The 15009-nt window shown below is 41.7% G+C and carries 12 protein-coding genes; 4 read left to right on the forward strand and 8 right to left on the reverse strand.

Going from position 1 to position 15009, the window contains the following annotated elements:
- Positions 1-15: 15 nt before the first annotated feature.
- The 4 genes from H8A87_RS13105 (at position 16) to H8A87_RS13120 (ending at position 5742) form a co-directional block, all read left to right on the forward strand.
- Positions 16-1284: an MFS transporter gene (locus H8A87_RS13105; protein ID WP_198690394.1), complete on the forward strand. Its 1269-nt coding sequence runs from the start codon at positions 16-18 to the stop codon at positions 1282-1284.
- Between the two features lie 89 nt (positions 1285-1373).
- Positions 1374-3071, forward strand: a complete 1698-nt coding sequence (locus H8A87_RS13110; RefSeq protein ID WP_198690448.1) for an ABC transporter ATP-binding protein — start codon at positions 1374-1376, stop codon at positions 3069-3071.
- Complete coding sequence (locus H8A87_RS13115) at positions 3064-4812, forward strand: ABC transporter ATP-binding protein (protein ID WP_198690395.1); 1749 nt, start codon at positions 3064-3066, stop codon at positions 4810-4812. The genes H8A87_RS13110 and H8A87_RS13115 overlap by 8 nt, the downstream gene beginning before the upstream one ends.
- 162 nt (positions 4813-4974) lie before the next feature.
- On the forward strand, positions 4975-5742 hold the full coding sequence (locus H8A87_RS13120; RefSeq protein WP_198690396.1) for an SDR family oxidoreductase: 768 nt from the start codon (positions 4975-4977) through the stop codon (positions 5740-5742).
- A 110-nt stretch (positions 5743-5852) separates the two neighbouring features.
- Here H8A87_RS13120 and H8A87_RS13125 read toward each other — a convergent pair whose 3' ends face one another.
- The 8 genes from H8A87_RS13125 to H8A87_RS13160 form a co-directional block, all read right to left on the reverse strand.
- A complete protein-coding gene (locus H8A87_RS13125; RefSeq protein WP_198690397.1) occupies positions 5853-7526 on the reverse strand; it encodes a condensation domain-containing protein in 1674 nt (557 codons plus the stop codon).
- Between the two features lie 455 nt (positions 7527-7981).
- A complete protein-coding gene (locus tag H8A87_RS13130; RefSeq protein WP_198690398.1) occupies positions 7982-8848 on the reverse strand; it encodes a YwqJ-related putative deaminase in 867 nt (288 codons plus the stop codon).
- Between the two features lie 36 nt (positions 8849-8884).
- Positions 8885-9088 carry a hypothetical protein gene (locus H8A87_RS13135; RefSeq protein ID WP_198690399.1) on the reverse strand — a complete coding sequence of 68 codons (204 nt, stop codon included), beginning with the start codon at positions 9086-9088 and terminating at the stop codon, positions 8885-8887.
- A 257-nt stretch (positions 9089-9345) separates the two neighbouring features.
- Positions 9346-9642 (reverse strand): helix-turn-helix domain-containing protein, encoded by a 297-nt coding sequence (locus H8A87_RS13140; RefSeq protein ID WP_198690400.1) that lies wholly within the window; start codon positions 9640-9642, stop codon positions 9346-9348.
- A gap of 560 nt (positions 9643-10202) precedes the next feature.
- Complete coding sequence (locus H8A87_RS13145; protein ID WP_198690401.1) at positions 10203-11213, reverse strand: Insecticial toxin; 1011 nt, start codon at positions 11211-11213, stop codon at positions 10203-10205.
- Positions 11214-11301: 88 nt separating this feature from the next.
- Complete coding sequence (locus H8A87_RS13150; protein ID WP_198690402.1) at positions 11302-11871, reverse strand: DUF4765 family protein; 570 nt, start codon at positions 11869-11871, stop codon at positions 11302-11304.
- A gap of 61 nt (positions 11872-11932) precedes the next feature.
- The gene (locus H8A87_RS13155; protein WP_198690403.1) at positions 11933-12808 is read right to left on the reverse strand and encodes a DUF4255 domain-containing protein; all 876 of its coding nucleotides are present in this window, start codon (positions 12806-12808) and stop codon (positions 11933-11935) included.
- Between the two features lie 83 nt (positions 12809-12891).
- The gene (locus H8A87_RS13160; protein WP_198690404.1) at positions 12892-14979 is read right to left on the reverse strand and encodes an ATP-binding protein; all 2088 of its coding nucleotides are present in this window, start codon (positions 14977-14979) and stop codon (positions 12892-12894) included.
- Positions 14980-15009: the final 30 nt, after the last annotated feature.

The following is a 15009-nucleotide window of genomic DNA, read 5'->3' on the forward strand; positions in this document are numbered from 1 at the left end:
GAGAAGAACATCACTATGAAGTATCAAGGAAAAATTGCCAGTTTATTTGGTCTGTATTGCGGGCAGGGCGCGCCTTTGGGATTTGCGATTTTTGCCTTGCCCGGCATCTTGCGGGCGCAGGGCGCTGACATGCAGTTTATTGGGCTGGTGGGGCTAAGTATGCTGCCGTGGGCGTTTAAATTCTTATGGGCTTCCTTTATCGAAAACCATAAACCGTGGGGATTTCGCTCATTGCCGGCAAACGTCGGCTGGATTCAGCTAATTAAGATAATTTCTCTGTTTTTGGCCTCTATGCTTTGGTTTTTATCCCCAGATGCTCAAATCATCGGTTTACTGGCTTTAATCACCCTGATTAACCTTTGTTACGCCAGTCAGGATGTAGCGGTGGATGCGTTGGCCGTTCGGGTATTTGCCGGCAGCCGGCATGTCAACGTGAATGTGAGTCAGGTCGCAGGGTTCAGTCTGGGGATGTTGCTGGGCGGCGTGCTTAACCTGTATATCTTCAGTGTGGCAGGGTGGAAAATGGCTGTGCTGTCATTCCTGCTTATCCAGCTTATTTGCCACCTGCCGTTTATGTGTCATCAAGAAGAATTTAAGCAACACAATAAACTGTCGGTTAAATCAGGCAATGCGTCATTATGGAAACTCTTCCGTCGCAAAGGCTGGTTGCCGATTGTGATCATGGCCTTGTGTTTCAAATTCACCAGCACGATGGGCGTGGCATTGGTTTCCCCCTTGCTGGTTGATATGGGCGTCAGTCTGGAACTGATCGCTTTATTATCCGGCGGAGTGCTGATTATCAGCTATATTGCAGGCGCCGTATCGTCAGGCCTTTTGCATAAGTGGTTTTCCAGCCCTCAATTAACGGTATTTGGCCTGACAGGGAGCGTCTGTTGCTGGCTGGGGATGGCATTATCACTGATGGCTTCGACCAACAATCCGGCTCCGGTATTCCTGTTTTTTATTCTGGAAGGCTTCTTTTTTAACCTTTGCTGTGTCTCCATTTTCTCCTGGTTCATGCGTTGGAGTGAAGGTGAAAAAGACCAAAGCATCGTCCAGCCGGGCACCGATTTCACCCTGCTACAGTGTTGCGAAGTTCTTGGCAGCAGCATGGCAATGATATTGACCGGTTTGTCTGCACAGTACTTGGGTTTCACTCACGCATTCACTCTGGCCGCCGTCATTGGTTTTGTCGTGGTGTTACTGACAATCGTCTGCTTCCGGCAGAGCCGCCGTTCTTACCGAGGGTTTAATGAAACCTGCGATGTCACGGAGAGCGAATAATGGCAGGTAAGCAACCTGAAGGGCCGCAAACCGCATTCAGATGGTTGATGAAACTGGTCAGCAGTCAGCACAAACGGCTGGCTGTTTCTATGTTTCTGGCTGTCTGTTATTCGCTGCTGGCATTAGTGCCTTATGTGATCGTTTATCAATTGATTGCTGATTTTCTCAATCAGCCAGAGATTGCCGCCAAGCATGTTTGGTGGATGGTGATTATGGCGGCGTTGGCGCTGGTAGGAAAAATATTGCTACAGCTGGCATCGGGATTGCTGTCTCATCAGGCCGCTTTCCAATTGCTGTTTGATTTGCGAAAGCAGGTCATAGAACGTGTTGGTCAGCTACCTTTAAGCACTTGCCATCAACATACCAGCGCGAAACTCAAGAAAATCATTTCAGATGACATTGGCCGGATCGAAACATTTGTTGCCCACCATCTGCCCGATATGGCCGCTGCGCTGATCACTCCCGTGGCAGTAGCCATTCTGTTGTTTTTCTTTGACTGGCGCTTGGCACTGATGGCCTTGATCCCGTTACCCGTGGCGATTGCCATGCAGTGTTGGATATTCAAGGGATTCAATCAGCGCATTGCGGCTTATCACTGTGTTGTTGCCGATCTGCATACCAGCATTGTGGATTTCGTTAAAAGTATGCCGTTGGTCAAAGCCTTTAACATGACCGTCAATTCGCACCAACGCTACACCTCCGCTGTCAATGAACATCATCAACTGGTCACGGATTGGTTACGAGACACCCGCACACCGACGGCGCTGTTTAAACTCTCCCTTGAAGTCGGATTCCTGTGCATTATGCCGATGGGAGTCTGGTTATTTGCCGACGGGCAGGTGACATTATCCATCCTGTTTATTTTTATGCTGTTGGGTATTGGCCTGATGGAGCCGCTTTATAACTTATTGCAGTTTGCCAATATGTTCAGCGAATTACTCAAAGGCGTGGAAAATATCCGCGAATTTGCCACGTCTCCTGCGCAGAAAGAAGGCAAGCAGTGGGTAGAAAACGATAATTACGACATCTGTTTTAATCAGGTGAGTTTTCATCATCCCGGTTCTGAGACGCAGACCATCAATCAGCTCTCATTTACCGCCAAACAGGGCGAAATTACGGCACTTATCGGGCCTTCCGGTGCGGGAAAAACTACCGCAGCACAGTTGATCCCACGGCTCTACGAATATCAGTCGGGAGAGATTTTGCTGGGAAATACGCCGATTGATGCTATGCCGCTTGAACAGCTGATGTCTTTAACGGCATTTGTATTCCAGGACGCGTTCATTTTTGAAGATACCGTTTTGAACAACATCAGAATGGGTAATCAGGCGCTGTCGGAAGAGCAGATAAAAGCTGCCGCTAAAGCTGCTTGCGCAGATGATTTTATCGACCCGTTGTCAGAAAAATACCAAACCGTCATAAAACCTGAAACCTTGAGTGGCGGGCAGGCACAGCGGATTGCCATCGCCAGAGCGATTGCCAAAAATGCGCCAGTGATCATTCTTGATGAAGCGACCGCTTACGCCGATGCGCGTAATGAATCGCGTATTCAGCAAGCACTTGCTGCGCTAATTAAAGATAAAACCGTTATTGTGATTGCCCATCGCCTGAACACCCTGACTCACGTCAATAAGATAGTGGTTATAGACGACGGCAAAAAAGTGTCGGAAGGCACTCATCTGCAATTACTCTCTGATTGCGCCCTGTACCAAAAAATGTGGTCAGCGCATCAGGCAGCGAAAGAATGGCATTTCATCACACGGCCAAAGGCGGTGATTCATGAATAAATTCTCGGCATTGACCGCATTAATCGGTATCCCCCTCAAGGGGCTGAAAAGCATGGTTTGCGTCGCGATTGTGGACGCTTTCTTTGCTTCTGCACCTTATGCATTTCTCTATCACATCATTCTGGATATGCTTTCGGCACAGCCGGATATCCATTATCAATTTATGCTGACCGCCGCTTGTGCCGTACTGATGCTGATACGGGTTTTCTTGGCGCGAACTCTTTATTTCAACGTGTCATTAATTGGTTTTAATGCGGGGACATTACTGAGAAAACGCTTGGGAGAACATTTACGGCGCCTGCCAATGGGGTTTTTCTACCGTTCAGACATGGGCAGTGTCAATAATACGCTGCTGAAAGACATTGATATGGTTGAGCGTATCTTTACCCATCTTTATGCCCCGATGATCGCTACAGTATCCGTACTCTGCTTCTTTGCTTTCGGGTTATTGTTAAAAGATTGGCGTATGGCATTGGCGATGTTATCCACTTTGCCATTAGCCGCCTGCGCTTACTTTCTCACCCGCCGTTATGCCCGTCGTTGGCAGACGCGTATGCAGTCATGGCTGTTTAGTTTAAATGACGGGTTGATGGAATATATTGATGGATTAAAGGAACTCAAAGCCTACCAAATGGTTGGTGGCGCATTTCAGCGTCTTAGCCAAGTGCTGGATACCACCTATAAAAAATCCTTAACCGCAGAAAAAGCGGGTGTATGGCCGATCTACAGTTTTAATCTGCTGGTGGAATGTGGCTTTATTGTATTGCTGGTTGCACTGACATGGGGTTGGTTAGGGCATTCCCTGTCTCTTGCCGAAGTCTTAGTCTTCCTGATTGCCGCTGTACGCTTTTTCCGCCCTCTATTAAATATGTCGGTGTTTTTAGCTGAACTGAATTACTTTGGTTTAGCCGTAGAGCGTATCCAAAAAGTGTTTGAAATGCCCGTATTGGTACAGGGAAATTTGCGACCTGAAATTCCCATCATGCGGATAAAACTAGAAAGTATCAGTTTTTCTTATCCCGATAACCCCGCTTTATTCCAAAACCTGAATTTGTTGATTGAAGCAAACAAAATTACGGCATTGGTCGGGCCTTCTGGATCAGGTAAATCGACGCTAGCTTCATTGATTGCCCGTTTCTGGGATATCAGGCAGGGCAATATCTGGATTGGTGATCAACATAACCCCATTAATCTTGCCGATATGGAGGCAGAATATTGGCAGCGTTTTTTGAGTGTCGTTTTCCAAAAAAATTACATGTTGAATGACACCATTGCCAACAATCTAAAAATTGCCCGCCCGGATGCGACAGAAGAACAATTGCTTTCTGCCTGTCGTTCGGCACAACTACTGCCATTGCTCAATAAACTACCCAAAGGATTGGATACCTATATTGGCGCGGGTGGCGTTCATCTTTCCGGCGGGGAATTGCAGCGTCTCTCCATTGCCAGAGCATTACTGAAAGATGCGCCATTGGTGATTTTAGATGAAGCAACCGCATCTCTTGATCCTGAAAACGAGCGTGAGATTCAGCTGGCCATGCAATCCTTAATCCAGCATAAAACCGTGCTGGTCATTGCGCATAAATTATCTTCTATCCAATATGCCGATAAAATTGTGGTGATGGATCAGGGCAATATTGCTGAAGAAGGCACGCATGATGAGCTGATTGGTCAGCAGGGTTTATACCATGAATTATGGCAATTGCAGCAGCAGGCCCGGAATTGGGGGATTAATCAGTGATGCGATGGCGTTTGAAGCACGGTCAAAGTGTCAGCTCAATAAGATAAAAATAGTAAAAATTTTTAAGTATGATTGGCTTTCCTGAATGGTGGTTTATTCAGTACGACGGTTTCTCATCCAACTTTAAAGTTGAAAAGTATAACTGATATAAGGAAAGCCAACATGGTGTTCAATGACGTTAACGGATTGAGTAAATTGAAAGGTAAGCGAGTCGTGGTCACAGGCGGAGGCCGTGATTTTGGACAAGCGGTCTCAGTCTGGTTGGCACGTGAAGGCGCACATGTTGATCTCTGTGCCCGCCAATCAGCCAGAGCTGAAGCCACATGTGACATTATTCGCAGCGAAGGTGGGGTAGCACGAGGCTACCTATGTGATATGAGTGATGTTCAATCCGTTAGTCATTTTGCCAATCAATTACTGCAAGACAAGCAGCCTATCGATATCCTGATCTTGAGTGCCGCCCAATGGCTGGAAGGGCATTTGGGAGAAAATGACAGCGATGCCGATATCGTTAGCACCGTGAATTCAGGCATAACAGGTTCTATCCTGCTGACCAAAGCGTTATTGCCGAGCCTGCGCCAATCACAAGGTGCCGATATCGTCGCAATGGTGTCAGTTTGTGGCATTCCTCAATTTACTGAATCCGTCGCTCATCCGGCATTTTTTGCCGTCAAACATGCCATGAGTGGTTTTAGTCAGAACTTAGCCCATCACTTAAGTAAAGAAAATATTCGTGTGACCGGGCTTTATCCACCTGATTTTCAAATCAATGGATTTGATGAAGTGCTGGATGACCATAAAAAAATGGGAGAGCAAATGCTTAACGGCCGTTCTGTGTGGGAAACCCTGCGGTTTGTTATCACCCAGCCTCGTAGTTGCTACATTAAAGCCGTTTACTTCCAAGGCCCGACTTTTCAGGATTTTGACTAATCAGTGGTAATAATCAGCGGTCATTGTGCCGCTTGGTGCAGTAATGATTTGGCGTGATCAGTATGTCTGATGAACATCGCGATCACGTTATTATTTCACTGGCAGTCAGCTTAACTCGCTTCTCTCATTGACTTGAAGAGCTTTGCGTTCAAATATTCCAACTCCCCATTTGGCAGCCAGCGTACTTGCTCGCCAGTGCGGTAGAGCCACTGATCATTGGCATGTTGAGCAAACGGATTGGCAAGAAGACCCTTTGTCGTTAATGCTGGTTGCCCCCAATGTCCGTTGTTCAGTTCTGGCCCGGAGAGATAAAGTTCACCACTTACCCCCATCGGCACCAACTGTAACCGTTCATTCAACACATAGGCTTGAACGCCTGGTATAGCCGCGGTTGGTGATTGTCCGGTTGCTTGTAGATAATATTCCCGTATCAAATCAGCCGATTGACTGTTGTGCTGTTCTGATTTCGTGTCACCTAATTGTTGTTGATTACCATATTTCAATAATGTCGTCGTCTGGCTGGGTGTTAGGAAAGGAAGCTGCCAGATAGGGGTTTCGGGATGGGTCAGGGCATTAACCAACAATTGTTGGAATTGCTCACCCAAAGTCCTAATTTGCTCTGAATGGAAAAGATCGGGTTGATAACGGATGCGGAAAGCCCAATGATCCTTTTCCAGATGATATTCCAGTATCCACTCTGCAACAGCTAAATCATTATTGAAATGGTGCCCGTCATTGACTTCACAACCGTCTAACTCCAGACAGATATCCTTGAACGTAGCCTGATTGATGCTGACATTCAATTGATTTACAAGATTGCCAGGGACAGCCTGAAAGATCGGCAAATTTGAAAAACGTAGGTCAGACTTTGCCTTCAATGATGCGCTATGGTTTAACGTAGATTGATAGAGGGAATTAAAACTGTCCGTGTCATTCAAACGCAGAGGAAAAACGATCGCATTGATTTGAGCACCCAGTGAAAGAGATGCACCGCCCGCTATCGCAATAGGGTAGTTGAGGTGAGCTATACCGTTTTGAGTATATTGGGCAACTAATGTAGCCCACAACGTTTTGAATACAAGGAACGGCTTACAGGGATGCAAGGAGCGTGTAAGATCCTTCCAATCTTCTAATGATAGGTTGAAACGAAATTCATTAGGCAATTCAGGCTTACCTATCGCTTGTTCAGACAAATAGGGTAATGGATTACTTGTGGTCACATCCGACAGACATTTTTTCCAGTACTGTTTGGGGTTATATTCGCTCAATACTTTTAATTGCTGGCGATCTTGTTCAAATTTTTCTGACACTTGTTCCAACGTCATGGGGGAATGACGCAGGGGACGTTGATTGTACAGATCTGATATGTTTTGATAGAACTCTTCTGCGCCCTGTCCGTCGGCTATGATATGGTGCAGTACAATGAATAGTTGAAATTGTTGTTCCGCCTGTTTGATCAATCCAAATCGAATCAGTGGCCCTTTTTTCAGATCAAATGGCTGCAAGGCAAACAGATTTAATTGTTCTTCATTATCAGGAAGGTGCATAAAATTAATGCTATCTGAGCCAAACTTCCAATATAACTCTTCATTTTCTTCTTCAATCCGATATTTAAACAAAGGATAAAGATTGATAAATTCCTGTAGAGCCCATTTTAATTTACCTTCATCCAGATTGCCCTTAATGGTTTGCTCGATAACAATATTATAATTAGATGAATTAGGTTCAAGGAACCACTCTTTCCAAAAGAAATGAGTAAATGGAGAAGTTAGAATATTATCCACACGGATACTCCGTTGTAATTTTAAATTATATTTAATATGGCATTCTGTCTGCTTTTAAAGCATATTCAGCCAGTAATTTCGTTAGATAGAAACAAAATTATTTCAATCAATTAGAATGATGAAGTTAATTATGTAAACAATCACATTTGTAATAAATACCCTCATGATATTAAATATCATGAGGGTATGGCATTTCATACTCTGACACTTTGACTATTCTGTTTGGTGGAAGGGGAGTGATTTGGGGGGTGTATTGATTTGTAGTGATTATATTCATCTGGATGGTTATTTCAGTCTTAAACTATTTGTTCAGAGAAAGATACCTGTAGATCGAAAGCAAATAAATATTAATTTAAATAATGCAGCATTTATAAAATATTAAGAGCCTAATGGGACAGGCTCTTCGTTCACATGAGTACAAACAAAAAATTGTCCGGGATCACAAAGGATATCATTTATTCACTCAGTGACTGGGAACGATTGCGTTTCGCGTGCTGCACAGAAAAATTGCTGCCTGCACTGTCAACTGTTCCCGTAATCACATTAGCGGGTGATTGGATGATACCCGAACAGTTGTGACAAGCCGGGAAGTCTTGTCCTGCATTTGCCGTGGTCAACCGTTTGGTGAAAATTGATGATTGAAGCATTGCCTTGGCATAACGCGCCGGATTGAGGGGATCGGAAGATTCGCCAGCGTCCTGATCTGATTTAATAAATACCTTGTTCAACGCCTGTACTTCGGCATGTAGACCCGCAATGCCAGCCATCGTCGGCAGGATGTTATTGTTATGTGCGATATGCTCTTCAACCAAGCGTTGAGTCATCGGGTGCAGCGTTTGCCCATTTTTTTCATACATATTCCGTAACCCTTTAATAAAGGCCGGAGTATTTGTTACCCGATATTCATTTGCCATGTTATCGCTAAGTGCACGTAATATGTTATTGCTAAGTTTGTTTTCATAAGCTACCCCTTCTGGTGTGCTGATTGGAATAGTTTTCCGAGGTAGCAGCACCACACTGGGGAACAATTTTCCGGGGGCTAAGTTTTGGTTGTTGTCTTTAAAGTTAACAAACCCATCATGATAGATATCGTTACCTAAGTAGCCAGCATGAGCAGCAAATTTTTTTAATACATTTTGGGAATGTTTGTTTGTCATTGAGTTCGTTCGCTTCTGGAATCCCTTCATTTCGCCAGACAACCGACGCTGATAGGCAGCAGAAACTTCCGCTGTATCAGGTGTATCGAGATGCAAAGCTTCCAATGCTGTATTCGATTCTTGCTTTTTTCTATAAATCATTTTGTTGTCATAACTGTATGTCATATTTTTCTCCTGAAAATATATCTTTTATATCTGTATCTATGGCTGATTTTTCTGTTTTATATGTCTTGATTCTGGATTAAGACTTAAGCATCCTCTCGTAGGTTGACCAAGACTATTTTTATTTCTCTTAGAAAATTCATTAAAATTATTCGAATGTTCTCCTGTTTCTGAATGAACATTACAAGGAAATTTGCTCTTTGAACTAATATCTTTATCATCAAAGAATGAAACTTTTGGCATGTGTGTTCCTACTATTTTTTCATTTTATAATGAATGGTAAAATAATTTATATTGCTTTATAATAAATTAGATCAAAAAATGGTTTTTTATGAAAGTTATAGATTGTAAAAAGAGAGTAAGTTCAGCAGAATGGATAACCCTTCATTCATCTGTATAGTTACTTTTATTTTCTTTATCCATAACGTATCAGCAGAATAATAATATTAATTAAAAACTATACCTAATGGATTTAAAGTTATAGGGTATATATTAAAGCATTATATGTCTTTTTGATAAATTGTATGATAAGGGGATTTATGACTTTTGTAATCATTTTCGATATTCTTCAGCTGCTCATAAATTGAAAAAACTTTATTGTATAGACACTCTCCTTCTTCCGTTAAGACTAATCCTTGACTTTTTCTGACAAAGAGTTTTACACCCAATGAGAACTCCAGTTTTTTTAAGCTTCGGCTAATTGGCGACTGTGTGATAAAAAGCTCCTTTGTTGCCTTATTTATTGATTTATTTTTAGCTACAACAATAAAATTTGCTAATTCTTTAGAAATAAACACCTGAACTCCTTTTAAAATGCAATAGGGTTTATTCACTGGCATTATAAAATTATTAATAAGCTTGTTACATTTTTTATTTTAAATGCATGATTTGATGTAGTAACTCATCATAGTGAAATCATTAATTATGCAATAATCATATATAAACATTAGCATTTGTCAACAATTGTCTGTGTAAATTAATACATAAATAAAAACGGTAATTAAAATAATAAAAATTAATGGAATAATAATAAAGTGTTAAATATGAATAATGAATTTAGATAATTAATTATAAGTTTAATTTAAATATCTATGAGTTTATTTATATCGCTGATTAATGTTGATATATACCTAATGGATTCCAATTTTTAGTCAAAAAAGCGGAAATTATGAAAGATAAAATATATAGAAGATTAAGAATGCTCAAATAAAATGGACAATGTCTCTTAAAGATGTCATTTGACATTGTCCAAATTAACAATTTATTTTGAAGGTCAGCCTGATAGTTGAATGAGTCCGTAAAATATTTTGTGTGAAACGGTGTTTTGAATACGACTTTGATCACACGGAAATTGTTTTTATCTTTTCCGGTTAAAATTGGCCATGCCCGGTTTTTGTGAATTGGAAACGAATCCGGGATTGTCTGCATCTGGTTTCCAGCTGACTTTCATTTTTGCACCAATACTATTATAAAACTGATTGAGTTCATTAATGTTGTTGGCAATTGTCCATTTGCCTTTGCTGACAATGGCAACAGGAAATTCGCCAGGTTCAGCAACGGCTTTAACAATTCCCCCGTGCTTTTTTATCTCTTCTTTTTCTTGATCCATCGCAAAAGCAGGGTAGCTTACCTGAGGCCCATGCCTGATAACATTATGTTCTATCTTGTTAAATGGCCGGTTTATGTCAGATTTGGCGATATATTGATTAATGAGATCGATGATTCTTTTTTCTTCTGATGAAGCGGATGGCACTGAATGGGGTTGTCCTGTGAAACTAATCATGTCATGCATATCATAGTCACCGGTGAAAGGGAGTGCGGCCCAGTTCTTTTTTTCTTTCAAGGCCGAAAGGCTGGTTTCGAGATTGTCTAAATCTATGGGATAAATTTTTCCATTGACCTGTCCATCTGATAGCCCGTGATCGCGACTCATATAGACACCTTGAAGCTGTCCGGTCTCTTTATTCCAGTGGCCGACATAGCCTTCAATACCCGCCGCCTGTACTTTCCTTATCACATCAGGCGCTTGATCTTTGGGATAAGCTTTGTTGATAGAACCGGGTTTGATGGTTTTTTCCAGAATATCATGCCCCTTGGCTGCGGCACCTTTGCTTAAGGCTCTAAGTGTTGGCGCACCCGCGGCCCGAAAACTGACGGCAAAATTACCGATTTTGGATGCTTTTTCAATTGCGTCCATATGGCCTTGCCAAATAAATTCTCTCTTAACTTGTTGACGAATAAGATCGCTATTAAACGAATGATGTGGAAGTGTAATCGTTTCATCAGAGAAATGAGACGATGAAGATGCTTCATGGATATTGTGATTTCTCTGTTTAGGTTTTATCTGGTAATCAGAATGTCTTGGCATATTTATTATATCCTTAATTATGGTCTCAGATTTTATCTGAGGGTTTTATGAATATTTAACATAAATAGAGTCTTTACAGATATGGGATTTACGATGCATTGGGTAAGGATTTTTCTTCTTTTCCAAAGGTTCTGTCATATTTTTCCAGAACTTCAATCGGTGCATTTTTATTTGCGATAAAACCAGATTCGCTTTCACTGCCTAAAGATAAATATTTAGCTTTTATTTTAACAACTATGCCATATCTATTTCTTGAGAAACGATCAAATACACTACTGTCTACCGAGAACTCCGGCAAATATGCTCCTTTTCCTACTTGCTGGCGAGCCGCTGTTCTTGAGGGAGCGGGCGTGTTTTCATTGCGTGGCTCTCCTCCTGCACTATGATTGGCACACATATTTAAAAGTGTTTTACTACTGACTCCACGATATAAAATAAAAGGTTCCTCTGGGTTGATGGCTTCTTTAATATATCTAGCCACTTTTTGATATTCCAGTACTTTAAATTGTCCGGAAATAATTTCATCTGGCAGTGGTCCATCTTCATCTTCATCTGAATCGTAATCATCATCGTCTTTGGTTAGTTGATTATACGCTAAAAGTTTTTTTGTATTTTTTTCTATCCATTGGTTTTCTTCTGGGGTTTTATATATAGGCATAATGATTCCTTTATGTGGTTAATGAAGGTATTTATTATCTTTGATAAGAAATTATTTAAATTCAAATAAGATTATTTTTATCTATATTTTCAACACTGATGCTACAACCATCAATAGTAGTAATAACTTCCTTGCTGGTTACCCAATGATCAAAAATATTATTAATTTCTGTTAGATGTTCTTGTCGAGTAATACCTGATATAGACAGTGATATACTCATTTTTGTCTGACTATTTTGAGCTATATTGGTTGGTGATGTGAATATTTCTACTTTGCTTAGTGCTAATCGAATATTTTCTCCACCACCTAATTCTGTAATCAGTAATTCCCGCAAAGCATGGCTAATCGTTTCCTGACTGAGTGATGCGGTTTGTTCCACGGTAGAAGAAACGGTGCTTACCGGAGTTGCATTATCTTCAGCATCGGTGAGGCTAATTGGTACTGTTACTGAGTAATTCAGAGAGAGTCGTGGACGATTCCCCAGTGATTGCCAGAAATTCCCTAAGCTGTTTAAACTTTCTTTCGGTGGTACAACCTGTGTATAGGCACCGGGAATTCCCGTTAATTGGCGGTTATTAATTAAGGCGTTCAAGACTTGTGACATGACTTTTATTGCCTGATTATCGTGTTGGCTATCAGGGCTGCTGGCATCCGTTGCGGGTTTGGTCGATTCCCAGTAGGTAATCAGGTAATTGCATTTAATGTTGACCCAACCCGGTAATAATCGCCCCGAAGAGGCATTAAACACTCTGGATTCTGCTGTTCGAAGCTGTAAATCTTCATGGATATCATAAAGAAAGACACTCACCATCGCATCAGATTGCACTGTATCCAATTCAGGTAAGTCAAAACGAATCGCAATTTTTTTACACAGACATTTTTCCAGCATTTCTTCCATTGCTTTATTGACATCAATAATGGTTTGCGTTTTTAACATAAAGAATCCTCTTAATTTATTATTGTGATAACGATTAAGTAATCAGTGTATTTAATATTTAGGTGTTTTTATTGCTATGAATTTTAAAAAGTTAATCGTCCCATTTTGGCTAATTCGCGTTCCAATGCCATTTCAATATTTTCATTGCTGACTTCGTTATGACTATTTTCTGCGGCAAAAAATGAAGACAGTAAAGCAATATTGCGAATATTCGCCCCTGTCACACTTGTTCGTTGCGCTAATTTATCGAAATCTACATCTTGGGCGATTTTTATATTTTCAGGCCAGATTTCCTGCCACATTTTCTTACGGATGACTTCATCCGGGTAAGTAAAGCGGGTAATAAAAGTAAAACGTCGATTAAAAGCGCTGTCCAAATGGCTGCGGTTATTGGTGGATAAAATGACTAGCCCCGGAAAATTTTCCAGCCGTTGCAGTAAATAAGAGACTTCAATATTGGCATGTCTGTCTTGCGCATTTTTGGTTTCGCTGCGTTTACCAAACAGGGCATCCGCTTCATCAAAGAATAAAACACCGGCATCCTGCTCGGCCAAATCGAAAATACGGGATAAGTTTTTTTCGGTTTCGCCGATATATTTATTCACGACGGTGGATAAATCCACTTTAATTAAGTCAACACCAATGTAATTCGCAATCACTTCTGCCGCCATCGTTTTTCCGGTGCCGGAATCACCATAAAACAGGGCACTGATACCGGTACCATAACCAATCTTATCTTTAAACCCTCCCGCCAAGACTTGTTCCCGATACTTAATGGCCGTGAATATTTCTTGTATCTGCTGGGCAATTTCATCGGAGACCAATAAATCGTTTAATGAACGTTTTGGGGTAATTCTCTGTGCCAATTGACCAAAATTTTGCTGTGCCCGTAAATTGAGAGCCTTGCGGATATCGCATTGCTGCAAGATATCTAAGGGGGCTCGCTGCTGTTGGTAAAGTTGGGCCTCTTGCAAAATCAATGGCAGGGTTTCGGGATTAAACGCGTAACGTTGGCTTAAGGCGATGACATCAATATCATTTGAACAGTTATTGGGTAAGCGGGCCGTCAATAATCTGGCTTTTTCCACCGAGGTAAAAACAGGCATTTCGATCAGTAATGTCGATATCTTTTTCAGCCATACTAACGGTGAATAGGGTTCGACCAGACAAATAACCCTCAATTCAGGTTGATTCAATAAGGCTGATAGGGAATCCAGTAGCTGTTTATTCTGTTCTGCAAATAAGCAAAAATTTCGCAACAATAAACAGGCACCACGTATACGAGTCTCCCGCAAAATAGGCTTTATTTGGGAGAACAGGGTATTATCATCGTTATCAGCCAGTTTAGCCATATCCACTAACAGCGTTTGCCGCTGTTCTGATGCCATCATATTGGCAATCGCATAGGCTCTGGCACTGCCCGCCATGCCCCGTAACAAAATAATAGGCCGAATATCATCGTGATCAGATAACAATACGTTACCCAGTTCTTGTTTTAAGCCTGCGGGATAACTGCCAATTTCTGTGGGCGTTATCCACTCAGCACAATGTTCTAAAGCAGGCGTAATATAGTGATGTCCAAGTAAAAAATGATATACGCCGCTGTCAGTGATAAAGGATGTCTGGAGCCAAGATAATGTTTTTTGGCGGCTATCAATAGATAATAGCTGGCAGCCAATCAAGGGGGATCGGTGCAGAAAACTGGCCTGCTGTGCCTGTTTTTCCGGCATTGAGCGGCAAAATAATTCCAGCGCCAGCGCAAAAGAGGGAAGTCGGGATTGTTGTTCTCCCTGAATCAGCGCAAACAGTTGATAATAGCGGCTATCGAAATGGGGCAGCAAACCCAGCAGCAAAACATCTCTTTCAAAATCAGTCAGTTCAAAACGTGTAATCAGGTCAGTTAATCGGGATGCCACGGGCGTGACGGTTTGCGGTATTGCCAGACAATCATCGTTGAGCCAGTGAGGTTTACCCTGTGGATTATCCAGTCTGTCTATAACATCTTCTTCGCTTAGCAGGAACTCATCAAAGAGGTCACTTCGCTGACCTGATATGCAATGAAAATGGTATTGAAGAACCAGATCGATACGTTCCAGTTGGCTAAATAAAAATGCCAGATCAGGGTCACTATTTTGCTTAAATAAATCAGAGAAAACAGGTGCTGTATTCATAAATTATTACTCAAACTAAATGATTGTAAT

Source organism: Xenorhabdus lircayensis (assembly GCF_016306625.1).
GTDB lineage: Bacteria > Pseudomonadota > Gammaproteobacteria > Enterobacterales > Enterobacteriaceae > Xenorhabdus > Xenorhabdus lircayensis.